Source organism: Streptomyces sp. NPDC058985 (genome assembly GCF_042740985.1).
Lineage (GTDB): Bacteria > Actinomycetota > Actinomycetes > Streptomycetales > Streptomycetaceae > Streptomyces.
Window position 1 is genome coordinate 1 of record NZ_JBHYJX010000065.1, and the last position, 22,187, is coordinate 22,187.

Consider the following 22,187-nt stretch of genomic DNA (forward strand, 5'->3'; position numbering starts at 1 on the left):
CGATCAGCTCCGCCTCGGCGCGGGTCAGGGCGGGCAGGGGCGGCAGTTCCGGTGGCAGCATCGGCGAACCGGGTGGCCGCGGCCGGCTCTGTCCGCCGGTGCGCCTGAGGTGTCAGCCGACCTTCAGAGCGAGCTGGACTCCCTGGTGGACAGGGATCGTCACGGAGAGGTAGCCGTTGGCCGGGTCGCTGATGTAGTCGCGGAACTCCGCGTAGACGCCGCGGCCGATGTCGAGGTCGACATCGTCGATCACCACAAGGGCGCCGGGCCGCAGCCGCGGTTCCACGACGCGCAGAATCGGCAGCCGCAGATCGAGCCACCCGTCGAGCAGCAGCAGATCCACCTGCTCGGGCAGTTCACGCAGGGTCTCGCGCGCGTCGCCGAGCCGCAGGTCGATGAGATCGCCGAGCCCGGCGGCGGCGAAGTTCTCCGTCGCCTTGCGCGCCTTGTCCTGCTGCAGCTCGGTCGTGATCACCCGCTCGCCGCCGTTGTCGCGCACCGCGGCGGCCAGATAGAGCGTGGAGATCCCGAACGACGTGCCGAACTCGACGACCGTCCGCGCCTTGACGGCCCTGGTGAGCAGATAGAGGAGTTCGCCGCCCTTCCTGGACACGGACATGATGATGTCCTTGGTGCGCTCCGCCATCTCGGCGGCGCTCATGTCGGCGGGGAACTCCCCGCCCAGATCCACCCCGGCCGCCGCCCATTCGGCCGCCAGATCCTGCTTGTCCTCTGCTGTCAGCAGCCGCTCCAGCGTGGCGGCGACGGCGTCCGATTCCAATGTCGAAGGCATGGGATCAGTGCTCCTTGTTCTGTGCGGCCCGGGCGGTCGCGGGGCCGCCGGCTCAGGGGGTCAGGGGGTCAGGGGATCAGGACGGTCTTGCCGGGCAGCTTCCCGGCGGCCAGCTCCTCGTGCACGGCCCGCAGTTCACTCAGCGGCCTGCGCTGGGCGACATGGATCTTCAGCTCACCGGCGTCCACGCGGCGGACCAGCTCGGCGAGCTGGGCGGCGTCGCTGCGGCCGAAGACCTGCAGGTTGCGCACGCCGCGCTCGGTGGCGGCCAGCCCCGGCGGGACGGTGTTCGCGAAGACGCCGCCGTCGACGACCAGATCGACCAGCTTCGCGAGCTCGTCCGGGTCGCTCAGGAACACCAGGTTGAGCACCACGTCGAACTGCTCCCCGGCCAAGGCCTCCTGGAGCGGAGTCGCGGTGTAGTCGATGATCCGCTCGGCGCCGTACGACCGGACGCGGTCCTGGCTCCCGGCGCTCGCGGTCGCGGTCACCGATGCGCCGGCCCGCGCCGCGAGCTGGACGGCATAGCCGCCCACCGCGCCACCGGCGCCGTTGACGAGGAGGGTCTGGCCGGCCTGCAGACCGGCGTGCTCGAACAGCGCCTGCCAGGCGGTCAGCGCGACGGACGGCAGCGCCGCGGCGTCCGCGGCCTCTCCCTTGCGGGGAGCCGCCGCGAGGGCCTCGGCGGGAGCCACGGCGTACTCGGCGGCGGCACCGGGCCCGGGGATCGGCAGCCATGCCACCACCGCATCACCCACGCTCCAGTCGCCCACACCCTCGCCGACCTCGGCAATGACACCCGCCACGTCGTAGCACGGCACGTGCGGCAGGGCGAGGTCGAACACCTGCCTGACGTACCCGGCACGCAGTGAGGCATCGACGGGGTTGCATGCCGCGCCGGCCACCCGCAGCACGACCTGACCCGCACCGGCCTGTGGGCGGTCCGCCTCCTCGTGCACCAGGACATCGACGTCGCCGTAGGAGTGGAAACGCACTGCCTTCATGATCAGCCTCTTCTCATTCTCATCATCGCTCAGAACGCAAGCAAGCTCGCATTAGTTGGTAGCACCGCAAGCGAGTCCACCGCCAGATCGGCCGACAGAATTCGACCCCCACTCAAGGAGCGCTCAAGGGAATTGCGAAGCGGCCTTCCTAGCATCGGAGGGCGATACCCGGGGTCCCGGTATTCGGCAAATCCGGAAGGGCTCATCATGAAGAACACGATGGTGGTCGAAACCGGTCGCCGTACGACGGTGGAATTTCATGCCCTGGGACCCGTGGAGGCGATGGTCTTCGGCCGGACGGTGGATCTGGGCGCACCCAAACAACGCACGCTCCTCGCCCTCCTGGTGAGCCAGGCCGGCCGGCAGGTGACGACCGACGTCATCCTGGAAGCCCTGTGGGAGGGGAGGCCCCCGCCTTCGGCGATGACCTCACTGCAGGTGTACGTGGCGAACCTGCGCAAAGTCCTCGAGCCCGGCCGTGCGCCGAGAACGCGGGCGACGGTTCTGCGTACCTGCGCGCGCGGCTATGTCCTCGACGCCGACGCCGTGGACGTCGACGTACAGCGCTTCGTCGCACATGCCGAGGCGGGATGGCAGGCACGGGACCGCGACGACCCGCACCAGACGCTGCACGAGTGCGATGCGGGTCTCGCGCTGTGGCGGGGCCAGGCCCACGCCGAGGTGAGCGCCGTCCCCTGTGTCGTACCGGAGGTGGCACGGCTTGAGGAGCTGCGGCTCTCCACCGTCGAGATGCGGTGTGCGGCGCTCCTCGCTCTGGGGGCCCACGAAGCGGCCGTGGCCGAACTGTCGGCCTTCGTCAACGCCAACCCGCTGCGTGAGTACGGCTGCGAGCTGCTGGGTCTGTCCCTGTACCGGGCAGGCCGCCAGTCCGACGCCCTCGACGTGCTGCGCGGTATCCAGACGCGCCTTTCCGAGGAGCTCGGCGTCGACCCCACGCGGCGGCTTCAGCAGCTGCGGCAGCGGATACTGCACCAGGATCCGGCCCTCGACCGGCGTGACGAGGTCCTCGCCGGCCGTGGGACGACCGTCCGGCAGCTGACCGAGGCGCCGGCAGCGGCGGAGGACGGCCGCGGGCAGCTGGTGACGGTGCTACCCCTGCATCTTGAGCTGAGTACGACATCCGTGCCCGTCCGCGAGGTGGTGCTGTGCCGTGTCGGACAACTGACGCGGCCCGCGCCTGAGCTGCTCGCCGTGGCCGCCGTCGCCGGCCGGTCCTTCGATGCCGAGGTCGTCGCCGAAGTCGCCTCGATCGACATCGATACGGCACTCGCGGCCCTCGACCAGGCGATCGCGGCGGGGCTGATCGAGGAGGACGAACAACGACTCGGCTGGTTCCGCTTCAGCGACCCCCTGGTGGCGGAGGCGCTGTACGAGACCACGGGGCGGATGCGCCGGGGACGTCTGCGGCTGCGGATCGAAGCAGCGGCAGGCCGGGCCTGGGCGACTGCCGCCGATACCGGGTGACGGCCGCCGCTTCGGCACCAACCTGTTGAGAAACCCGAAGGGAATTGCTCCATGACTGCACAGGCCACGCTCGCCCGGTTCCGTGAATACATGGTGGGCCCCGCACGGTTCATGAACCTGCTGTCCTGCTTCGAACTCGGCATCGTCGACGAGCTCCGCAAGAGCCCCGGCATGACCGCGGCGGAGCTCGGCGACGCCGTCGGCGCCAAGCCGGACGCGGTGGAACAGCTCCTGTACCTGCTGGTCAAGGAGGGCTTCGTCGCGTACGACGAGAACTCGGGCGGCTACGCGCTCGACACGATCGCGGACGTCCCCGAGGCCGACCTGCGCCGGGTCCTCGACTTCATGGGCAAGATCAAGGCCACCACGCTCAGGCAGCTCTACTACCTCACCGACAGCGTGCGCACCGGAACCGTCGTCGGTCTGAAGGAGCTGTACGGATTCGAGGGCGACCTGTACGGCGCGATGGCCGTCCATGCCGATCTGCGCGAGCCCTGGTCGAAGCTGATGGACTCGGTGACCGACCGTATCGACCCGTGGTTCTTCGACAGCATCGAGATACCGGCGGGATCGAAGGTGCTCGACCTGGCGGGACACACCGGACTCGGCGCGATCCACACCCACAAGTTCAAGGGCTCCCCCGGACTGCACGTGACCACGTTCGACCTTCCGGACAAGCGCGAGGACTGTCTGCGCACCTTCCGCGAGCACGCCGTGGACGACAAGTCCTCGTTCATCGGCGGGGATGTGTTCGAGGCGGTGCCCAAGGGGTTCGACGTCGTACTGATCAAGCACTTCCTGAACATGTTCGACGGGGATGACGTACTCAAGATCCTCAAGGGTGTCCACGACTCGCTCGACGTGGGCGGGCAGGTCCACATCCTGGTGCCGATCTACGCCGAGAACATCAGGGAATCCAGGAGCGTCGACTACTACCCTTCCTTCTTCCTCGGCTGCGCCACGGGTCAGGGCGGCCCTCAGAAGCTCTCGACGTTCCGTGGCTGGCTGGAGGAAGCGGGGTTCACCGTCACCAGGGAGCTCTCCCAGGACCCGGCGCAGCTGCCGCCGGACGCACTACCGTTGCAGGGCATTCTCAGCGCCACGAAGAACGCCTGACAGGCGACCACGATGATTTCGCAGCCGACCGTACGCGTGCTGATCATCGGTGCCGGGATCGCCGGCATGGCGGCGGCCATCGCCTTGCGGCGCACCGGCGCCGCCGTCGACCTGATCGACATCGAGCCCGACCGGACGGTTCTCGGCGCGGGCCTCACCATCACCGGACCGACGCTGCGTGCGCTGCGCCAGCTCGGGGTGTACGAGGAGGTCGCGGCGCACGGGTACGTGGGCGAGGGCATACGGGTGTGCGGTGTGGACGGCACGTACATCCGGGACATCCCGACGCCGATGCCGTCCGGGTCCGGGGTGCGCGGCTCCGGCGGGATAGGACGGCCGGTGCTTTACCGGATCCTGTCCTCCCGGGTGCTCGCCAGTGGTGTGCGCCCGCGCTTCGGCCTGTCGGTCGCGTCCTTCAGCCAGGACGTGAACGGCGTCGACGTCGCTTTCAGCGACGGCACGAGCGCCCGCTACGACATGGTGATCGGCGCGGACGGGATCTACTCCCGGACCCGGCGCCAGCTCTTCCCGGCCGCGCCCGAGCCGCGGTACACCGGACAGAGCGTGTGGCGGATGTTCGTCCCCAGGCCACCGGAGGTCGACCGTCGGCACTACTTCCTCGGCGGCGAGGTCAAGGTCGGCTGGACACCTGTCTCGGCGACGCGGATGTACATGTTCGTGGTGGAGCGCACGCCGCGGACGGTCCGTGCGGCGCACGAGCTGCCGGCCGGCCTCACCGAACTCCTCGAACCCTACGGCGGGTACGTGGAGACGTTCCGGGAGTCGATCCGCGAGGACACCGAGATCGCCTACCGTCCGCTTGAGTCGTTCAACCTGCCGGGTCCCTGGCACCAGGGGCGTGTCCTCCTGATCGGTGACGCCGCCCACCCCACGACGCCCCAGCTGGCCTCCGGTGCGGGCATGGCGGTCGAGGACGCCCTGGTGCTCGCGGAGGAACTCGGCCGCCACCGCGAGGTCACCGCGACGTTCGAGGCCTTCTCCGCCCGGCACGAGCAGCGGTGCCGTTTCGTGGTCGAGAGCTCCATCGAGATCGGCAGGCTCGAACAGGAGCAGGCGCCGCCACAGGCGCAGACCGCCGTCGTGGAACGGGCGCTGGCCAGGCTGATGGAGCCGGTCTGAGCCCGTCGGCAACGAGGCGGTGCCCGCCCGGATGCGGAGTCCGAGCGGGCACTGCCGGCTGACCTCTCACGTCTGGGCGGGCACCGCTGTCCGCAGGGCGAGGGCGAGATCGGCGCGCGGGTAGCTGCCGAGGACGAAGGCGTGGTGGCGCCGGGCAAGGGTGGCGACGAGTGGTCCCACGACAGGGTCCTGCGCATGGCCCTCGCATTCCACAAGGAAGAAGTAGCTGCCGAGTCGAGAGCCACTCGGCCGGGACAGGATGGAGGTCAGCGGTACCCCGGAACGGTCGAATTCATCGAGTACGTCGTGCAGGTGACGCATCTCGTCGGTGGGCGGCACGACAAGGCTGGTGCGGTCGGTGCCGGTCGGCAGGGAGCCCACCATGGGCCGGGCGACCTTCACGAAGCGGGTCACCGCATCCCGGCTGTCCCCGATGTCGCCGGCGACGATGTCGAGCCCGTAGCGCCGGAGCGTGGTGGGTGAGGCGATGGCGGCGAGGCCGGGCGTGCCCGTGGTGCCGACCTCGCGGGCGGCATGGGCGGTGGACGATGTGGTGACCACGTCGACCCGGGGCAAGTGGTCGTCGAGCCACGTGCGGCACTGGGCGTGCGCGATGGGATGGGTCAGCACCTTCCGGACGGAGGCGAGGGTGCCGGACGGGGGTACGGCGAGAGCGAACTCCACGCGCAGCAGTGTCTCGCCGACGACGGACAGATCCCTCCTGGAGGCGAGCGCGTCGACGGACTCGGTGACCGCTCCCTCGACCGAGTTCTCCCAGGGGACGACGCCGGCCGACACCTCCCGGCGGCGAACCGCGTCGAGGGTCTGCCGGACCGTCGGATACGACACGGCGTTGTGCCGCGGTATGTAGAGCCCGTCGAGAGCTGCTTCGGTGAAGGAGCCGGGCGGGCCCAGATATGCGATGGACATGGCGTGTTCCTTCGGGTCTCGGCCGGTCAGGCGGCGCTCCAGGCCCCGGCGACGGTGAAGGCCTGGCGGGGGTTGAGGCGCGGATCGCACAGCGTCGTGTAGTGCCGGCCGACCTCTGCGGTGCCTGCCTCGCTCCAGACGCACTCGGTGACGTCGTCCGGCGTGGTCTCCAGATGGAGGCCGGCCGCGACGCCGCCCGCCTTGGCGACCGCCTGCTGGAAGGCCACGATCTCCTCGATGATGGTGTGGACCGACCGGGTCTTGAGGCCGGTGGCGGTCTTGACGGTGTTGCCGTGCATCGGGTCGCACAGCCAGGACACGGGATGACCGGCCTCGCGTACCGCCGTGACCAGTGCGGGAAGCGCCTCCATGACCTGGGAGGCGCCCATGCGGGCGATCAGTGTGAGCCGGCCCGGCTCCCTGCCGGGATCGAGCCTGGTGCAGAGATTCACCAGTTCCGCGGGGGTCATGGCCGGGCCGACCTTGCAGGCGACGGGGTTGGCCACCGCCGAGAGCAGGCCGACGTGCGAGCCCTCCGGGTCCCGGGTCCGTTCACCGATCCAGGGCAGGTGCGTGGAGGACAGATAGCTCTGGCCGCCCACCGTGTGGCGCAGCAGCGGCCGCTCGTAGTCGAGTACCAGCGCCTCGTGGCTGGTCCACACCGGTGCTCCGGTGGGCGGCGTCCAGGCACCGGTGCGCTGGCGAAGCAGCGTGGTGGCCCGCTCCGCCGCCGCGTAGCAGGAGAGCATACGGTCGGGGTCGGCGCGGCGCTCCTCCGGTGTGGGGGCGGGGCCGTTCACCAAGTGGCCTCGGTACACCGGCAGTTCACGTCCGTCGACCACCTCGGTGGGGGAGCTGCGGGGCTTGGCGAACTGTCCGGCGATACGGCCGATCCGGATGACCGGCTTACCAGTGTTGATCTTCATGACTCCGGCCAGCGCGTCGATCAGACCGATCTTGCGGTTGACCGCCTGCGGTCCGCACTCGGCCGGGTCCTCCGCGCAGTCCCCGGCCATGATGATCTGGTACGTGCCGCCGGCCGCCTCGCTCATCAGCAGGCGCAGCAGCTGCACCTCCTCCCAGCCCACCAGGCCCGGCCTGGCAGCGAGTTCCGCACGCACCGCCGCCGCGCGCGCGGGATCGGCCCACACGGGCTGCTGTTCCGGAGCGACAAGCCGGCCCGTGGCCGCCTCGGGTGGGAGGGCGCGGTCGGGTACGGGGGCGGCGAGAGGCATCACGGACATCGTCAAGCTCCTTGGGGCAGAGGGGACTCGGTTCTCTGTTGCGGCACGTTCAGATCGGGGCGCAGCGCCGCCGCGGCGCCGAGATAGACGTGGCGCACGGCGTCCCGTGGCCGCGTGCTGTGCACATGCGCCAGGATCCGGATGACGCGATGCAGCGAGCCCGGGACCGCGATCTCCGAGGTGCACAGCAGGGGTACGTCGGTGAGGCCCATCCTCCTGGCCGCCGCCGCCGGAAAGGCGGAGCACAGATCGTGGGTCGCGGTGAACACGATGCTGATCAGGTCCGCCTCGCCCAGCCCGTTGCGGCGCAGGATCTCGCCGAGAAGTTCGCCGGTGGCCTGCTCGATGAGTGCGGGGTCGTCGCGGGCGACCTGGGTGGCACCGCGTACGGCACGTACGGCGAGTGCGCCCGGCGCGGGCGGTGCCTGGCTTGTCGGGGTCGTCACTGGCCTGCCTCCTGTGGGTACGGAAAGGGCCGTTGCGGGCGGTGTCAGGCCGCCTGGCCGGCGAGGAGATCGCACAGGGCGGATATGGAGCGTGCCTGAGGCAGTTCCTTCTGCGGCAGCACCACGCGGAACTGCTTCTCCACCTGCGCGACGATCTCGATCAGGTTGAGCGAGTCGGCCTCGTAGTGGTGGAAGAGGTCGGCGGTGTCGTCGACTTCCTCGGGGCTCAGGGCGAGGACCTCCGCCACGATCGCGCGGACCCCGGAGAGCGGGTTGTCAGTGTCGTTCATCAGCCGTCCTTCGATGGATGCGGTGTCGGTGGGGTGGGAAGCAGGCTGTCGGCCGGGCGGGAGACCACGAGGAGGGAGCCGACGGTGAGCACGGTGCGGTCGGCCGCCCGGGTCTCGCCGGTGAATTCGCCGACCGCACCGGAGTGATGGCGCAGCCGCACATGGTGTTCGAGGAGGTCTCCGGGCACAGCCGGTGACGCGTACACGAGATCGCGGATGCCGACCATCAGCGGGATCTCCTCCGCAGGGCCCAGGCCGGCGAGCGACCACAGCAGGGAGACCGCCTGTCCGAACGATTCGAGCAGAAGCACCGGGGGATAGGCGAAGCCGTCGCTGCCGGCTCCGTCCGCCATGGTCCGGTAGCAGTCCTCGCCGCCGGTGACGGCCTTGGTGGCGACGAGCGCGTCGGGCGGCGAGAACTCCCGCACCGTGTCGAGCAGCAGCATCGGGGGGCGCTGGCGCAGCCGCTCGCGCACCTGGCTGTGGTCAAGCATCGCCCACCACCGGTTCGCCGGCCACCACACGTTCGAGCGTGAGGGTCAGCTGCGCCGCCAACGCGCCGTCGGAGCGCGCGCCGCGAGCGCGCACCGACACGCGTCCGTCCGGGGCGGACGTCAGCAGCAGGGACAGTTCGAGCGCGTCGCCCGGAAGCAACGGGCGGGCGAAGCGGGCACGGTCGATGCTGCGCAGCCGGAGCTCGGTGCCGTGGGCTTCTCCGGCCGCCTGGCGTACGGAGTCGATCAGGAGCACCCCCGGGAAGATCGGGAAGCCCGGGTAGTGGCCCGCCATATGTGCGGTGGCCCGCTCCACAGGGACCCGCACCGTGACCCGGATGCCCTCGGCGGCCGTATCGGTCTGTGGTGGGTGATCGAGCGCGTCGAACACCTTCGCTGTCCGGGACACGGTGCGCACGGCACTCCTCAGCCCAGGCCCGGCTCGGTGACAAGCCGCCGCGCGAGCGCTTCCACGTAGTCGGTGATCGAGACGTCGTGGTCGAGGTAGGGGACCACCTCGCGCGTCTGCTCGTAGAGCCGCCGCGTCGCGGGCGAAAGACCCTCCGTGCCCCGGATGTCGACGGCCTGGCAGGCGCACAGCAGCTCGAAGGCGACCACGTGGGCGACGTTGTCGATGATCTCCCGTGCGCGCCGGGCCGCGACGAAGCCGAAGGAGACGATGTCCTGGAAGTCCGCGGTCGAGGTCAGCGACTGGATGGACATGGGCATGGCCTTCGCCCGGGTCTCCGCGGTCAGTGAGGCGGTCATGAACTGCCCGCCCATCAGGCCGAGCCGCAGCCCGGGGTCCTCCCGGCACAGGAACGGGGGCAGCCCCTCGCTGTTGCTCTTGTCGAGGAACCTGTCGATACGGCGGTTCGACAGGTTCATCAGCGTGGTCATCGCGATCGCCAGATGGTCCATGGCCATGGCCACGTACTGTCCGTGGAAGTGCCCGTTGTGGAACACCTCGGTCTCGTCGGGGTCGACCAGCGGGTTGTCGTTGGACGAGTTGAGCTCGTCCTCGACGACGTGCTCGATCGAGGCGAGGCTGTCCACGACGGGTCCGAGGATCTGCGGGGTGCAGCGGACCGAGTACGCGTCCTCGATGGACTGCGATCCGGCCTTGGCGGTGTCGCCCATCTCGCCCGACAGGAGGTGCTCGGTGTCGAGTTCGTCGACCGCGAGAGCGGAGTCGGCCAGCGTGTCCCAGAGGAACGTGGCCACCGCCTGCTGGCCCTTGTGCGGCTTGAGCGCGTGGACCCGCGGGTCGAACGGCTTGGTCTTGCCGGCGAGACCTTCCACGGACAACGCCGAGATGAGCAGATACGTCTCCAGGAGCCGGCGGGCCCGCGCGATGTTGATACTGCCGAGGCCGACCATGCCGGAGGTGCCGTTGATCAGGGCAAGGCCCTCCTTGAAGCTGAGCTCCATCGGCTCGATCCCGACCCGGCGCAGTGCTTCGGCGCCCGGCAGGACCTCACCGTTCAGCCGCGCCTTGCCCTGCCCTATGCAGACGAGGGCGATCGCGGCGAGCGGCCCGAGGTCGCCGCTGGTGCCCAGCGAGCCCTTCTCCGGCACACACGGCACGACACCCGAGTTGAGCACCGCGATCAGCTTGTCGAGGTTGGCGGGGGAGATGGCGGAGTTGCCGCGGGACAGCGACACGATGCGGGACATCATGATCGCGCGGACCGTGGTGTCGTCCAGATGGTCACCGACGTTGGTGGCCACCGCGTTGAGCAGGTTCTCCTGGAGCTGCCGGGCCATGGTGACCGGCACCAGGTAGTTGACGAACCCTCCCATGCTGGTGTTGACGCCGTAGATCACTCGCTCCTCGGCGACGAACTTCTCCAGCGTACGGCGGGAGGCCAGCACCCGTTCGCGTACGGTGTCGTCGATGGCTACCTCGTCGGCCGCCACCGCGGTCGATTCGACCTCGGCCAGCTGCACCCGCCGGCCGATGGACAAGGTGTACGTCACGTGTCACTCCTAAGCGTTCGTGGCCTGTCGTGCGGCCGGTGTCCTGCGAGGGGCGGCCAGTTCCTGGCTGAGCAAGGCGCGATCGACCTTGCCGTTGGTGGTCAGGGGAAGCTCCGGCACGGTGCGGATCGACCGGGGCACCATGTAGGAGGGCAGCTCACGGGCGCAGAACTCCAGCGCCTCGCCCACATCGAGCTGTGTCTGCGCACCGTCGAGGACGACGGCCGCCACGAGTACGTGGTCGCCCGCGCGCGGGACCAGCGTGGCCGCGGCTGCCGTGACGGCGGGAAGACGGGTCAGGGTGCCCTCGATCTCACCGAGTTCCACCCGGTTTCCGCGGATCTGCACCTGGTAGTCGGAGCGGCCGAGGAAGTACAGCTCTCCGTCGGCGCCCAGGCGGGCCAGATCGCCGGTGCGCAGCACCCGCTGCCCGAGCCGCGGCTCGGCCGGGTCGGGCACGAGCACCGCATCGGTGGCCTCGGGGTCGTTCCAGTACCCGGTGAACAGAGCCGGGCTGCGCAGGTGGATCTCCCCGGTCAGGCCCGGCTCGGTGACCACGTGACCGTGCTCGTCGACGAGGGTCATCTCGGCGCCGGCGTGGGCGTGACCGATCGAGAGGCGTTCCTGTCCGGCCGGCAGCGGACGCGGTACGTCGGTGAACGAGGCGGCCATCGACTCCGTGGCCCCATAGCCGTTGACGAGCCGGGCGCCGGGCAGCGTCTCCTGAAGCCGGCGCAGCTCGGGGACGGGGAACTCCTCGCCGGCGAAGACCACCGAGCGCAGGTGCTCCAGCTCCTTGAGGAGATCGGGATCGTGGCGCAGTACGGGACGCCACAGTGAGGGGACGCCGTGCACCTGGGTGACCTGGGCGTCCCGCAGGAATCCGATCATGCGCCGTGGTGAGGCGAGGTCCTCGCGCCGTACCGGGACGAGGGTCGCACCACCGCTGAGGGCCACGCCGATCCCGAACAGGGCGAAGTCGAACTGGAGCGGTGAGGTGCTCGCCACCCGGTCGCCGGGTCCGGCAAGACCGTCGTCGAGCATCGCCCGCAGGAACGTCACGATCGCCCGGTGGCTCATCACCACGCCCTTGGGGCGGCCGGTGGATCCGGAGGTGAAGATGATGTACGCGGGGTCGGTGGCCAGGACGTTGCGCCGCCTGCGCTCCTTGCGCACCGGCGACTGCTCGACGACGAGTCCGCCCGGGCCGAAACGAGCGCTGCCGACCGCTGCGGCCGCTTCCCTGTGGTCGAGGCCGTCCGCCCGTGCGTGGAGCGCGGGTTCGACCGTCCGCAGGATCGACCGCAGCCGGGTGTCCGGGGTCTGCGGGCTCACCGGGATGAACGGCAGGCCAAGGAGGGAACAGGCGAGCAGCATGGCCACCGCGGACGCGGAGGTGTCCGCCTCGACCACCACACGGTCACCGACATCGAGGCCGAGACCGTCGAGGACCGTCGCGTACTCGCGGGCCATGAGGTCGAGCCGGCGGTAGGAGATCTCCTCGAGAACACCGTTCTCGTCCGCCTGGACCACCGCGGGTTTGTCCGGAGTGACGGCCGCGGGCCCCATGAGCAGCCGATAGAGATTCTGCGCCGAAGGATGGGCGCGTTCCATAGCGTCTCCCTTGTCAGTCGGGTGGTGGCACGCAGAGCCGCCATTGCTGCCTTGTCGGTTCGGGGCCTTGGATCCGACTGTGGGACAGCCGGATGGGCGCAGGACTGGAGTGCGTCTTGACGCCCGGTGTATCGCCAGGTCGGTGTGGGTGTGTGGGTGTGTGGGTGTGTGGGTGTGTGGGTGTGTGGGTGTGCGGGTGGCGGGTACGGCGCGGTACGGGCGCGTGCCGGCGGAGCGCGGGCGGCGACACCGGCCCGCGTACGAAACGGCCGCACCCGCGCTGTGCCCGCGCTCCAGCAGCCCCCGAGGGACAGGCGAGCGCGGCGGCCTAGCGTCGGCAGCCGAAGCGAACACCTCGATGTCTGAAGGAGCCCTCATGTCCGAGGAGCACGAGTTCAAGCTGCCCGGCGCCGACCTCGCGCAGCCCGACGCGGAGCTGCGCAAGAAGCGCGAGGCCGTCGTCATGGAGCACACCATCGCCGAGCACGCCTGGGACATCGACGGGGTGCTCGCCACGTTCCCGCGCGGCGGTGTCTACCGCGTCATGGCGTACGAGGAGAGCCCCTTCATCGGTGAGAAGGCCATCAAGGAGCAGTACTTCGCCGAGCTGAAGGAGGCGTTCCCGAACCCCGAGCACGACCTGATCCACGTCCACCACACGCCGACCGCGGTGATCCTCGAGGCCCAGTTCCGCGCCACGCAGGAGGCGGACTGGCGCGGCATACCCAACCGCGGCAAGTCCGTCGACGCCCCTGTCGCCGTGTTCTTCCACTTCGACGGCGACGTCCTTGTCGACGAGACGCTCTACTTCGACATGGCCACCTTCGCCCGTCAGCTCGCCTGAGCAGCACAGGCCGCGTGAAGTGCCGGGGTGCCGTATGCGTATACGGGCACCCCGGCAGCCGGCAGAACCGACCGCCGACCGACGAGGACCACCGATGAGCGTGTCCAGGACGGACCGCAGGACGCCGTTGCCGACCCATTCGCCCGGGGTGCGCCCGCTCCTTCTCGAAGCCGCGGGCCTCACCCTGTCCGGACTCCTCGCCGAGCCGGCCGACGGGCCGCCGCGCGCGACCGTCGTCGCCGTGCACGGCGGCGGAATGCGGGCGGGCTACTTCGACGGACAGGCCGACGCCGACCTGTCCCTGCTCACGCTGGCCGCCCGGCTCGGCTTCACGGTGCTCGCCCTGGACCGGCCCGGCTACGGCCACTCCGCGCAGCAGATACCCGAGGGCATGACCCTCGACGAGCAGGCGGCCGTCCTGTCCGCGGCGCTCGACGCCTTCGCCGGCCGGTACCCGGTCGGCCGGGGTTTCCTGCTCCTCGCCCATTCGTACGGCGGCAAGCTCGCCCTCACGACCGTCGCACGCACCCCCGGCGTTCTCGCCCTGGACGCCTCAGGTGTCGGCCACCGCTACGCGTTCGAACCCGCCGAGCGGCAGCGGCTGCGCCGTCACCTCGAATGGGAGCGCAACTGGGGCCCGTTGGGGCTCTATCCGCCGGGTACGTTCCGCGCGGCCGAGCCCCTCGTGGCCCCCACTCCCGAACGCGAGCGGGCCGAAGTGCCGCTGTGGCCGCAGCAGTTCGAGGAACTCGCGCCGCGGATCGACATCCCCCTCAGGCTGACGTTCGCCGAGTACGAGGGCTGGTGGCGGCACGAGGAGCCGGATATCGCCGAGATGGTGTCCCGGCTGGGCAAGGCCCCCGTCCTCCGGGTCGAGCACCAGCCCGACGCGGGCCACAACATCAGTCTCGGCCGGGCCGCGCGCTGCTACCACCTGCGTGCGCTCGCCTTCTTCGAGGAGTGCCTGCCGGCACCAGCCAGGACGGATCCGGCTGAGGTACGGGCCCCGACAAGGAACGCCACCAACGGAGAGGCACCATGACCAAGCCCTACGAACCCATGCCGGAGGACTGGCAGCGCGCGCTGTGCGTCGTCGCTCATCCCGACGATCTGGAGTACGGGCCCGCCTGCGCGGTCGCCGAGTGGACGGCGCGGGGCAAGTTCGTGGCCTACGCCGTGGTGAGCCGGGGCGAAGCCGGGATACCCACCATGTCCCCAGAGGCGACGGGCGAGTTGCGCGCCGATGAGCAGCTGCGGGCCGCCGCCGAGGTCGGGGTGCGGGACGTGGACTTCCTCGGCCACCCGGACGGCACCATCGAGTACGGCCTGCCGCTGCGCCGTGACATCGCGCGGTCGATCCGCAGGTACCGTCCGGACATCCTGGTCACCATCAACTTCTACGACCGGTGGCGCAGCGGAGACTGGAACACCGCCGACCATCGCAACGTCGGCGTCGCGGCCCTCGACGCCGCCAACGACGCCGGGAATCCCTGGGTTTTCCCCGAACTCGTGGACGAGGGTTTCGCGCCGTGGTCAGGTGTGCGCTGTCTGGCGGTCGGCGGCTCCCCGGACGCGCTGCATGCCGTCGACTGCACCGAAGGTCTGGCCGCCGGAATCAGGGCACTTGAAGCGCACGCGGGCTATCTGGCATCGCTGCCGCAGGACAACCCCATGTCCGACGCCGCCGGCTATCTCACCACCAAGCTCACGCGCTTCGGTGAGCGCTTCCACTCCGTTCCGGCCATGCCGTTCGAGCTCATCGGTGTCTGATGCGCAGGGAGCGCGCCGTCGAGCAGGCCGTGCGGATCATCCGGGAACGCTACGCGGAGCCGCTCGGACTCGACGACATCGCCCGTGCGGTCCTGGTGAGCAAGTTCCATCTGCTGCGGATCTTCACAGAGATCACCGGTGTGACCCCGGGGCGCTTCCTCAGCGCGGTGCGCATCAGCGAGGCGAAGCGGCTGCTTCAGCAATCGGACCTGGCCGTGGCCTGCATCTCCTCCATGGTCGGGTACAGCAGTACGGGGAGCTTCACCAGCCGTTTCACCTCCTCCGTGGGAATACCGCCCACGCAGTACCGGCATCTGAGCCGGGGCAAGGGCGAGTTCACCTTCCGCTCCCCGGGCGGCGACCGGACGGGCCCGGAGCGCTGCCGGCTCGGCGGTGTGGCCAGGGCACGGGCCGAGCCCCTCTCCCCGGTCTACATCGGCTCGTTCGACGGCCCCATACTCCAGGGGCATCCCTCCAGCTGGACCTCCACACGGCACCCCGGTCCCTTCGTCCTCGACCACGTGCCGCACGGCACCTGCTATCTGCACGCGACGATGCTCGCGGTACACGAGCACCCGCTGGAGGCCGTGCTCCTGACGGCCACGCTCGGGCCCGTGCACATCGGCCCGTACGCGGGCATCGAGGCGGAACTCGTGCTCCGTCCGCGGGCCTGGTGGCATCCGCCCGTCCTTTTCGCGGTCCCCGGCCTCGAAATCCTCACAGAGCGGCCTCATCCCGGAATCAAGCGGATACCAAGCGGATTCAAGTGAATTTCATGCGGCTTCCAAGAAACTTCAAGCGCTGACACGGCATGCCTTTCGATGGGTGAGCAATCAGGGAGAAGACAGAACTCGACTGCGGCTGTAACTCTCGTGGAGTGCGTGGCGCCGGCCGCGTTCCGGCGTTCCGGTGGAGCGCTATCGTGCCGCCTCCCGAAGGGACGGTCGACCAACTGCAGTTCCCTGAAATCCATCTAGCCATTGCGGAAGGATTGATCGTCAGTGCCGATAGGAATTCTGCGCCTGGGCGCCCATCTGCCGCCGACTGTCGTGGACAACGCCGCCGTCGCGTCCTGGAGCGGCACCACCGAGCAGTGGATCGACGAACGTACGGGTATCCGCGAGAGGCGTTACGCGGACCCTGGGGTCGCCACATCGGACCTCGCCCTCGCGGCCTCCCTCGATCTGCTCGGCGAGGACCGCACCGCCTGGCCCGACATCGACGCCGTGCTCGTGGCCACCTCGACCCCCGACCAGCCCCAGCCGTCCACCGCCGCCGTGCTGCAGCACAAACTCGGCCTGCCGAGCGGCGGATTCGCCTTCGACGTGAACGCGGTCTGCAGCGGTTTCCTCTTCGGGCTGACCGTCGCCGAAGGGCTGCTCGCACACCGCCTGAAGGGCAAGGCCGCCCTGGTGGTGGCCGCCGACATGTACTCGCGGATCATGAACCGGGAGGACCGCAGAACGGTCAGCCTGTTCGGCGACGGCGCCGGCGCGGCCCTGTTCGGCCCGGTCCCCGAGGGATTCGGGCTGCACGCGAGCCGGATCGTGACCGACGGGGAGCTGAGCTCGCTCGTCCGGGTACCCGCCGGCGGTACGGTGCGTCCGCTCGATCCGGAGGCGTACGCGGCGGGCGATCACCTGTTCCGTATGGACGGCCGGAGAGTGCGCGACTACGTCGTCACCACCTTGCCGAAACTCGTCCAGGAAGTGCTCGACGAGGCGGAGCTGACCCTGAAGGACATCGACCGCGTGGTGTTCCACCAGGCCAACACACGCCTGCTCGAACACTGCACGGGCATGCTGGGCCTCGACCCTGCCAGGGTGCCGCTCACCGCTCCCCGGTACGGCAACACCGGAGCCGCCTCGATACCGGTGACCCTGCACGACAGCCATCTGCGGCAGCCGCTGCTCCGCGGGGAGCGGATCCTGCTGGCCGGTGTCGGCGGCGGGATGACCGCCGGCGCCGCCGTACTGACCTGGTACTGACCCGACCCTACCGACCTGCTGTGAGGAGAGATGGCCGTGCGTGTGCAAGGGCGAGTGGCAGTGGTGACCGGAGGGACCCGAGGGCTCGGTTTCGCGATCGCCAGGGAGTTCCTGCAAGAAGGCATGTCCGTGGTCTGCGCGTCCCGCGGCGAAGGCGACTTCAAACTGCTCGACGACGAGTATCCCGGCAGGGTCCACTACCGGCAGACGGACGTCACATCGCCGGATTCCGTCGCCGCGCTGATGCGCTCCGCGGTGGACCTCTTCGGCGGGCTCGACGTGGTGGTGGCCAACGCGGGCGTCAACCGTGACGGCAAGGTGGAACGGCTGGCCCCCGAGGACTGGGACGCGATGGTCGGCACCAACCTCACGGGTGTCTATCTGTGCACCCACGCCGCGGTGCCGCATCTGCGGGAACGCGGCGGGACCATCATCAACGTCTCCTCCAGCATGGCCACCCGTGTCACCGTCGGCGCCGCGGGGTACTGCGCCACCAAAGCGGCGGTGGAGATGTTCACCAAGGTGACGGCGATCGAGCTGGGCCGGTACGGAATACGGGTCAACGCGCTCGCGCCCGGCATCCTCAGCGAGGGCATGGGCAAGGAGCTGACCGGCAACGACAAGGTCTGGGAGGTCTACCGCAAACGGTTCGCGCTCGGCCGCGCCGGCGAGGCGGCCGAGGCCGCGAGGGCGGCGGTCTTCCTCGCCTCGGACGATGCCTCGTACGTCAACGGCGACGTCCTCGAAGTGAACGGGGGTCTGCTGTGGGCCTGAGCACGCCCTGAACGCCAAGGGGCCCTCCGTGCAGGGGCGGTGAGACGACTCGTGGGTCTCGTCCGCCCTTGCCGGAAGGTGCCTTTTTCTCTTTCTGTGCCGAGGCCCCGGGCCTCGATTTTTTTTGCCCATGGACTCCGTGGGGCCTCAAGCCGGGCTCAAGTGGTTGTCGAGGGGATTCAAGTAGCTTTTGCCCAGCGGAGAAAGAATTCAAGAATTGTCTCGTCATGCCTGCGGAAGGTAAGCAATCAGGGAGAAGACAGGGGGCGGCTCGGGCTGCGACGCTCATTTCTGAGCGCGGCGAGCGCCGTGTCTCGGCGGTCCACTGGATCGCCTTCTGTACGTCTTCCGAAGGGATACGGCATGCGCGAGGCAGAGATCATCCGTATGAAGCCGGCCGAGGAATTCGGCGTCTGGGACCTGACGGTCTGGGACCGGGCCGGCGAGGAGCTGGCGGTCTGGGACCGGGCGGGCGAGGACCTGTCCGTCTGGGACCGGGCCGGCGAGGAGCTGACGGTCTGGGACCGGGCCGGCGAGGACCTGTCCGTCTGGGACCGGGCGACGGAACTGCAGGCGGCCTGACCGCCACCGCACGGCCCCTCCGGCCCGGCAGCCCTGTGGCCTGCCGGGCCGGACGGCTTCGTCCATGTCCGAGAGGGAGTTGCCGTGACGACATACCGCACCGAACCGGCGCTGGGGACCCACGGGTTGCTGGTGAGCACCGAGCTACCCGACAGCTGGGACGACTGGATCGGCCGGGCACCGGCCACCCTGCGGCGGCGTTGGATCTCGCTCGCCGAGGGCAGAATCCCCGGCGGCGCCCGCACCTTCGGCCTGCCGGGCCCGGGCGGTGTGCAGGTGGCCCTGGTCGGCGGCGTGATGGAGGCCCCCACGGGCCATGTGCGGTTCGATCCGCAGCGCGTTCTGTCGGGAGGCTCCGTCGAGGAAGGAGTGGTCGCCGACGGACCGCACCCGTGGCGGGGGCGCCGCGCGGACGAGCTGTTCCCCAGCTGTCTGCTGATGGCCCCCAACTACGAGACAGCACCCGTCGGTCCCGGCTCCCGCGACCCGGAGCTGCTCAGGGCGCACCTCGACGCCCTGCTCGACTGGTGCCGCGGACAGGGAATCCGCAGTGTCTCCGCACTGTTCCTGCGGCCCGACCACCCCGAGTTCCTCGACGTGCTGCGCGGCGCCGGTTTCGACGTGGTCCCGATGGTGGACCGCAGCGACATGGACGTCACCTGGGACGACCTGGACGGCTACATCGCCACCCTGCGACGCAACCAGCGCTTCTCGGTACGCCGCGAACTGCGCGAGATCGCGGCCCGCGGGATCGAGATCGTCGAACGCCCCATCCGTGCCGACGAGCCCGAACTCATCCCACTGCGCGCGCAGTTGATGACCAAGTACGGTGCCGTTCCCGACGGTGAGCGCGAGGCCGCCTCGTTCCGTCATCTGCGCGACCACTTCGGTCCGGAGAACGTCTGGATCGTCGAGGCCCGCAAGGAGGGCGTGCTCCTCTCCTTCACGCTGCTGGTGCGCGACGGAGACCAGTGGACCGCGCTGATGAGCGGCACCGACTACCAGCACCCGGACGCCTCGTTCACGTACTTCGCCACGATGTTCTACCGCCCCGCCGAGCTGGCTCCGGGGCAGGGGATCACCACGATCTCCTACGGCCTCGGGACCGTACGGGCGAAGAAGCTGCGCGGCTGCACCGTGAGCACGCTCTCCGCCGCCGGCCTCGTCCTCGACTGACCGCTCGTCACCATCCCACCGATCCGGCCAAGGAGACGCCCATGCCGCCCCAGAACGCCACCCCGGTACCCCGGCACGACGGGAAGGTACTGCTCGTCGCCGATCAGGGCCTCAAGTCCGCCGAGCGGATGACCACCGCGCAGGTCGACCGCAAGGTCTCCGACTTCTGGACCGGCATCGGCGGCGCCGCGTTCTTCGAGGCGCTCACCACCCGGTTCTACGAGCTCGTCTCCGAGGACGAGCTGCTCTCCCCGCTCTTCGCGGTCCCCGACTGGAGCCGCCACGCGGCGCGGCTCTACGACCACTTCCGGCGGATCTACGGCGAGAACGACCTGACCGCCGCCTGGGACCCGAAGATGCACCAGGCACACGCGCACTTCCTGATCACCCGTGACCAGAGGCTGCGCTGGCTCGCCCTGATGAAGGAGGCGGGCACGCAACTGGAAGCGCCCGAACCGCACTTCACCGAGTTCCTCACGATCATGAAGATCGCCAGCGGCGAGATGACCGCCGTGTCCCGGGGTGCCGCACTGGCCCGCCAGGAGCGGTTCCACTGGGACGGGACCCCGGCATGAGCGGCGCCCCTGTCCGCAGCGTGGCCGTGGTGGGCGCCGGCCCGGCAGGGGCGTTCTGCGCCATGGAACTGGCCCGGCTGCTCCCCGGCACGTCCATCGAGCTGTACGACCGCGACGAGAGAGGGCCGGGTGCGGGCATCGTTCTCACGGACGAGTTCGCCGAGCGCCTGCGCTCCGTCCACCCCGAGGCGTTGCGGCTGCCGTCGTCCGCGTACGCCTCCTGGCGCGAGACGATCACGGTGATCGACGGCGAGCGGATACCCTCCGGCGCCTTCGGCATGTCGGGGATCTCCCGTCAGGTCTTCCACGACCACCTGCGCACCCTGGCCGCGCGCCACGCCAATGTGCGCCTGATCAGAAGGACCGTCACCGAGCCGCCGGAGCGGGCGGATCTGGTGGTCCTCGCGGACGGAGCGGGCAGCCGGCTGCGCCGGGAGCGGGCAGGCGCCTTCGGCACCTCGGTGACCGCGGGCCGCACCCTGTTTCTGTGGATGAGCACACCCTCGGTACTCGAACCCTGCTTCCTGCTCAAGGACGTGGGCCCGGGCCCCCTGGTGGTGCACGCCTACCCGCATGCCGCCGCGGAGTCCACCTTCATCGTCGAGGCCGATCCGGACCTCCTGTCCGCGCTCGGCCTGCTCCATCTGCCGGCGGCCGAGGCGGAGCCGCGGCTCGCCGCGCTGTTCCGCGACGAGCTGGGCGGCGCCCCTCTGACGGCCCGTACCACCGGTTGGCAGCCCTTCCGTACGGTGGTCAACCGCCGCTGGTCGGACGGACCTACGGTCCTTGCCGGGGACGCCGCCCACACGGTCCACTTCTCGACCGGCTCGGGCACCACCCTGGCCATCGACGACGCCCTGTGTCTCGCCCGCTGCATCGCCGACCACGGGAATCCGCAGGCGGCGGTGGCCGCGTACGAGAGCGCCCGCAAGCCGGTCGTCGAGCAGATGCAGACGGAGGCCGCGGAGAGCACCGCATGGTTCGAGCAGCTGTGCGGCGGTGGGCGGCTCGAAGGGCACCGGACGGTGTTCGCGCTGCGCAGCCGCCGGGCGCTGAACACCTTCAGCCGGCTGCGGGAGCGTGACCCGGAGTTCGTCGCGCGCACTGTGGCACGCCTTGCCGGCAAGGACACCGACGCGGAGCCGGTCGACGTACCGCTGACCGTGGGCCGGGTGCGCGTCGACCACCGCCAGATCAAGGTGGAGCGCCAGGGCGGCCGCTGTGTGCTGCGTGGCTCCGACGGAGCCGAGGCCCAGGGCCTGATCGTCGACCGGCCCCCCGGACAGCCGCTGCCGGGCATCGACTTCCTCGCCGTACGGGCAAGGCCGGAGGGCGGCCGGGTGACCCGCAGTGCCGCCGCCGCACATGTCCGGGGCGCCACGGGGCTCCCGGTCGCGCTCGTCGTCGACGAGGAACTGTCCCGCGACGAGGCCAACACGCTGATCGCCGGGGCCCGTACGGACCTGGTGGCCGTGGCATGAGCAACGCGACGAGTCCGCGGGCGTCAGAAGTAGTCGCGCATCAGCTCACTGGACCACGCGGGACCGCGCACCTCACCGCGCGGGGCGAACTCCGGCAGATACGGCTTGACGTCGAGCACCGGCGATCCGTCGATCGCGTCCAGGCCGTGCACGGTGAGCGTGAGCCCCTCGACGGCCGTGAGGCCGCACACCGAAACCCCCAGATGATTGGGCCTGCTGGGCGCGCGCTGCGCCAGGATGCCGGTGCGCGGCCAGTCGGTGTTGCCGCGGGGATGCTGCGTCGCGGTGCAGGTCCGCTGCGCCAGATGGAAAGCGAAGATCACTTCGATGTGCGAGTAGTCGTCGAGGCCCGAGGTCGCCGACGGATCGAACACCGCCGGATCGAGCTCGATCCGCGCGACCACAGGACCCCATCCGTCCTCGTGGATCCGCTCACGTCCCCCGCGTACCACCCCGACCGG

General features: G+C 70.0%; 24 protein-coding genes. 13 read left to right on the forward strand and 11 right to left on the reverse strand.

Translation table 11 applies throughout. The features are described 5' to 3' along the window. Positions 1-112: 112 nt before the first annotated feature. Both ACFW01_RS35370 and ACFW01_RS35375 read right to left on the reverse strand, forming a co-directional pair. A complete protein-coding gene (locus ACFW01_RS35370; protein WP_234954163.1) occupies positions 113-793 on the reverse strand; it encodes a class I SAM-dependent methyltransferase in 681 nt (226 codons plus the stop codon). A 68-nt stretch (positions 794-861) separates the two neighbouring features. Continuing rightward, entirely contained in the window at positions 862-1,797 is a 936-nt protein-coding gene (locus ACFW01_RS35375) for an NADP-dependent oxidoreductase (protein ID WP_384510552.1), read from the reverse strand. Positions 1,798-2,004: 207 nt separating this feature from the next. Between ACFW01_RS35375 and ACFW01_RS35380 the strand changes: the two genes are divergently transcribed. The 3 genes from ACFW01_RS35380 to ACFW01_RS35390 are packed head-to-tail and all read left to right on the forward strand — an operon-like array spanning position 2,005 to position 5,538. Continuing rightward, the gene (locus tag ACFW01_RS35380) at positions 2,005-3,282 is read left to right on the forward strand and encodes an AfsR/SARP family transcriptional regulator (protein WP_234954159.1); all 1,278 of its coding nucleotides are present in this window, start codon (positions 2,005-2,007) and stop codon (positions 3,280-3,282) included. A gap of 51 nt (positions 3,283-3,333) precedes the next feature. Continuing rightward, positions 3,334-4,398 carry a methyltransferase gene (locus tag ACFW01_RS35385; protein WP_384510555.1) on the forward strand — a complete coding sequence of 355 codons (1,065 nt, stop codon included), beginning with the start codon at positions 3,334-3,336 and terminating at the stop codon, positions 4,396-4,398. 12 nt (positions 4,399-4,410) lie between these two features. Continuing rightward, positions 4,411-5,538: an FAD-dependent monooxygenase gene (locus tag ACFW01_RS35390; RefSeq protein ID WP_384510558.1), complete on the forward strand. Its 1,128-nt coding sequence runs from the start codon at positions 4,411-4,413 to the stop codon at positions 5,536-5,538. A 66-nt stretch (positions 5,539-5,604) separates the two neighbouring features. Here ACFW01_RS35390 and pheA read toward each other — a convergent pair whose 3' ends face one another. Genes pheA through ACFW01_RS35430 form a run of 8 tightly spaced genes read right to left on the reverse strand, consistent with a single transcriptional unit; the run spans position 5,605 to position 12,536 of the window. Beyond that, positions 5,605-6,468, reverse strand: coding sequence for a prephenate dehydratase (gene pheA, locus ACFW01_RS35395; protein ID WP_234954153.1), 864 nt, complete (start codon positions 6,466-6,468; stop codon positions 5,605-5,607). Between the two features lie 26 nt (positions 6,469-6,494). Then, positions 6,495-7,712, reverse strand: a complete 1,218-nt coding sequence (locus ACFW01_RS35400; protein ID WP_384510561.1) for a 3-deoxy-7-phosphoheptulonate synthase — start codon at positions 7,710-7,712, stop codon at positions 6,495-6,497. A 2-nt stretch (positions 7,713-7,714) separates the two neighbouring features. Continuing rightward, on the reverse strand, positions 7,715-8,158 hold the full coding sequence (gene aroH / locus ACFW01_RS35405) for a chorismate mutase (protein ID WP_234954151.1): 444 nt from the start codon (positions 8,156-8,158) through the stop codon (positions 7,715-7,717). A gap of 44 nt (positions 8,159-8,202) precedes the next feature. Next, positions 8,203-8,448 carry an acyl carrier protein gene (locus tag ACFW01_RS35410; RefSeq protein WP_234954149.1) on the reverse strand — a complete coding sequence of 82 codons (246 nt, stop codon included), beginning with the start codon at positions 8,446-8,448 and terminating at the stop codon, positions 8,203-8,205. Further along, positions 8,448-8,942 (reverse strand): 3-hydroxyacyl-ACP dehydratase FabZ family protein, encoded by a 495-nt coding sequence (locus ACFW01_RS35415; RefSeq protein WP_234954147.1) that lies wholly within the window; start codon positions 8,940-8,942, stop codon positions 8,448-8,450. The genes ACFW01_RS35410 and ACFW01_RS35415 overlap by 1 nt, the downstream gene beginning before the upstream one ends. Next, positions 8,935-9,351 (reverse strand): 3-hydroxyacyl-ACP dehydratase FabZ family protein, encoded by a 417-nt coding sequence (locus ACFW01_RS35420; protein ID WP_234954145.1) that lies wholly within the window; start codon positions 9,349-9,351, stop codon positions 8,935-8,937. Before ACFW01_RS35420 ends, ACFW01_RS35415 begins: the two co-directional genes overlap by 8 nt. Positions 9,352-9,368: 17 nt before the next feature. Beyond that, complete coding sequence (locus tag ACFW01_RS35425; RefSeq protein WP_234954143.1) at positions 9,369-10,922, reverse strand: phenylalanine aminomutase (D-beta-phenylalanine forming); 1,554 nt, start codon at positions 10,920-10,922, stop codon at positions 9,369-9,371. Positions 10,923-10,931: 9 nt separating this feature from the next. Further along, the gene (locus ACFW01_RS35430) at positions 10,932-12,536 is read right to left on the reverse strand and encodes an AMP-binding protein (protein ID WP_234954141.1); all 1,605 of its coding nucleotides are present in this window, start codon (positions 12,534-12,536) and stop codon (positions 10,932-10,934) included. Positions 12,537-12,912: 376 nt separating this feature from the next. Here ACFW01_RS35430 and ACFW01_RS35435 point away from each other — a divergent pair, with 376 nt between their 5' ends. From ACFW01_RS35435 to ACFW01_RS35480, 10 genes are all read left to right on the forward strand, one after another. Then, on the forward strand, positions 12,913-13,380 hold the full coding sequence (locus ACFW01_RS35435) for an ester cyclase (RefSeq protein ID WP_234954139.1): 468 nt from the start codon (positions 12,913-12,915) through the stop codon (positions 13,378-13,380). 94 nt (positions 13,381-13,474) lie between these two features. Then, positions 13,475-14,422 (forward strand): alpha/beta hydrolase, encoded by a 948-nt coding sequence (locus tag ACFW01_RS35440; protein ID WP_234954137.1) that lies wholly within the window; start codon positions 13,475-13,477, stop codon positions 14,420-14,422. Next, positions 14,419-15,150 (forward strand): PIG-L deacetylase family protein, encoded by a 732-nt coding sequence (locus ACFW01_RS35445; protein ID WP_234954135.1) that lies wholly within the window; start codon positions 14,419-14,421, stop codon positions 15,148-15,150. The genes ACFW01_RS35440 and ACFW01_RS35445 overlap by 4 nt, the downstream gene beginning before the upstream one ends. Next, positions 15,150-15,920 carry an AraC family transcriptional regulator gene (locus ACFW01_RS35450; RefSeq protein WP_234954133.1) on the forward strand — a complete coding sequence of 257 codons (771 nt, stop codon included), beginning with the start codon at positions 15,150-15,152 and terminating at the stop codon, positions 15,918-15,920. The genes ACFW01_RS35445 and ACFW01_RS35450 overlap by 1 nt, the downstream gene beginning before the upstream one ends. A 231-nt stretch (positions 15,921-16,151) precedes the next feature. Then, positions 16,152-17,138 carry a 3-oxoacyl-ACP synthase III family protein gene (locus ACFW01_RS35455; protein ID WP_384510571.1) on the forward strand — a complete coding sequence of 329 codons (987 nt, stop codon included), beginning with the start codon at positions 16,152-16,154 and terminating at the stop codon, positions 17,136-17,138. A 30-nt stretch (positions 17,139-17,168) separates the two neighbouring features. Continuing rightward, entirely contained in the window at positions 17,169-17,912 is a 744-nt protein-coding gene (locus ACFW01_RS35460) for an SDR family NAD(P)-dependent oxidoreductase (protein ID WP_384510574.1), read from the forward strand. Positions 17,913-18,275: 363 nt separating this feature from the next. After that, positions 18,276-18,494, forward strand: a complete 219-nt coding sequence (locus tag ACFW01_RS35465) for a hypothetical protein (protein ID WP_234954127.1) — start codon at positions 18,276-18,278, stop codon at positions 18,492-18,494. Between the two features lie 84 nt (positions 18,495-18,578). Continuing rightward, positions 18,579-19,670 (forward strand): GNAT family N-acetyltransferase, encoded by a 1,092-nt coding sequence (locus tag ACFW01_RS35470; RefSeq protein WP_384510577.1) that lies wholly within the window; start codon positions 18,579-18,581, stop codon positions 19,668-19,670. Between the two features lie 41 nt (positions 19,671-19,711). Continuing rightward, positions 19,712-20,245, forward strand: a complete 534-nt coding sequence (locus ACFW01_RS35475) for a truncated hemoglobin (RefSeq protein ID WP_234954123.1) — start codon at positions 19,712-19,714, stop codon at positions 20,243-20,245. After that, the gene (locus ACFW01_RS35480; protein WP_384510580.1) at positions 20,242-21,726 is read left to right on the forward strand and encodes an FAD-dependent monooxygenase; all 1,485 of its coding nucleotides are present in this window, start codon (positions 20,242-20,244) and stop codon (positions 21,724-21,726) included. Before ACFW01_RS35475 ends, ACFW01_RS35480 begins: the two co-directional genes overlap by 4 nt. Before the next feature lie 23 nt (positions 21,727-21,749). On the opposite strand, the gene ACFW01_RS35485 is transcribed toward ACFW01_RS35480, so the two are convergent. Further along, the gene (locus tag ACFW01_RS35485) at positions 21,750-22,130 is read right to left on the reverse strand and encodes an SAM-dependent methyltransferase (RefSeq protein WP_384510583.1); all 381 of its coding nucleotides are present in this window, start codon (positions 22,128-22,130) and stop codon (positions 21,750-21,752) included. Positions 22,131-22,187 lie beyond the last annotated feature (57 nt).

Bases quoted from the DNA above. Each gene is read 5' to 3' on its own strand.
- ACFW01_RS35370 (WP_234954163.1), bottom strand. From the start codon at position 793: ATGCCTTCGACATTGGAATCGGACGCCGTCGCCGCCACGCTGGAGCGG.
- ACFW01_RS35375 (WP_384510552.1), bottom strand. From the start codon at position 1,797: ATGAAGGCAGTGCGTTTCCACTCCTACGGCGACGTCGATGTCCTGGTG.
- ACFW01_RS35380 (WP_234954159.1), top strand. From the start codon at position 2,005: ATGAAGAACACGATGGTGGTCGAAACCGGTCGCCGTACGACGGTGGAA.
- ACFW01_RS35385 (WP_384510555.1), top strand. From the start codon at position 3,334: ATGACTGCACAGGCCACGCTCGCCCGGTTCCGTGAATACATGGTGGGC.
- ACFW01_RS35390 (WP_384510558.1), top strand. From the start codon at position 4,411: ATGATTTCGCAGCCGACCGTACGCGTGCTGATCATCGGTGCCGGGATC.
- pheA (WP_234954153.1), bottom strand. From the start codon at position 6,468: ATGTCCATCGCATATCTGGGCCCGCCCGGCTCCTTCACCGAAGCAGCT.
- ACFW01_RS35400 (WP_384510561.1), bottom strand. From the start codon at position 7,712: ATGTCCGTGATGCCTCTCGCCGCCCCCGTACCCGACCGCGCCCTCCCA.
- ACFW01_RS35410 (WP_234954149.1), bottom strand. From the start codon at position 8,448: ATGAACGACACTGACAACCCGCTCTCCGGGGTCCGCGCGATCGTGGCG.
- ACFW01_RS35415 (WP_234954147.1), bottom strand. From the start codon at position 8,942: ATGCTTGACCACAGCCAGGTGCGCGAGCGGCTGCGCCAGCGCCCCCCG.
- ACFW01_RS35430 (WP_234954141.1), bottom strand. From the start codon at position 12,536: ATGGAACGCGCCCATCCTTCGGCGCAGAATCTCTATCGGCTGCTCATG.
- ACFW01_RS35435 (WP_234954139.1), top strand. From the start codon at position 12,913: ATGTCCGAGGAGCACGAGTTCAAGCTGCCCGGCGCCGACCTCGCGCAG.
- ACFW01_RS35440 (WP_234954137.1), top strand. From the start codon at position 13,475: ATGAGCGTGTCCAGGACGGACCGCAGGACGCCGTTGCCGACCCATTCG.
- ACFW01_RS35445 (WP_234954135.1), top strand. From the start codon at position 14,419: ATGACCAAGCCCTACGAACCCATGCCGGAGGACTGGCAGCGCGCGCTG.
- ACFW01_RS35450 (WP_234954133.1), top strand. From the start codon at position 15,150: ATGCGCAGGGAGCGCGCCGTCGAGCAGGCCGTGCGGATCATCCGGGAA.
- ACFW01_RS35460 (WP_384510574.1), top strand. From the start codon at position 17,169: ATGGCCGTGCGTGTGCAAGGGCGAGTGGCAGTGGTGACCGGAGGGACC.
- ACFW01_RS35465 (WP_234954127.1), top strand. From the start codon at position 18,276: ATGCGCGAGGCAGAGATCATCCGTATGAAGCCGGCCGAGGAATTCGGC.
- ACFW01_RS35475 (WP_234954123.1), top strand. From the start codon at position 19,712: ATGCCGCCCCAGAACGCCACCCCGGTACCCCGGCACGACGGGAAGGTA.
- ACFW01_RS35480 (WP_384510580.1), top strand. From the start codon at position 20,242: ATGAGCGGCGCCCCTGTCCGCAGCGTGGCCGTGGTGGGCGCCGGCCCG.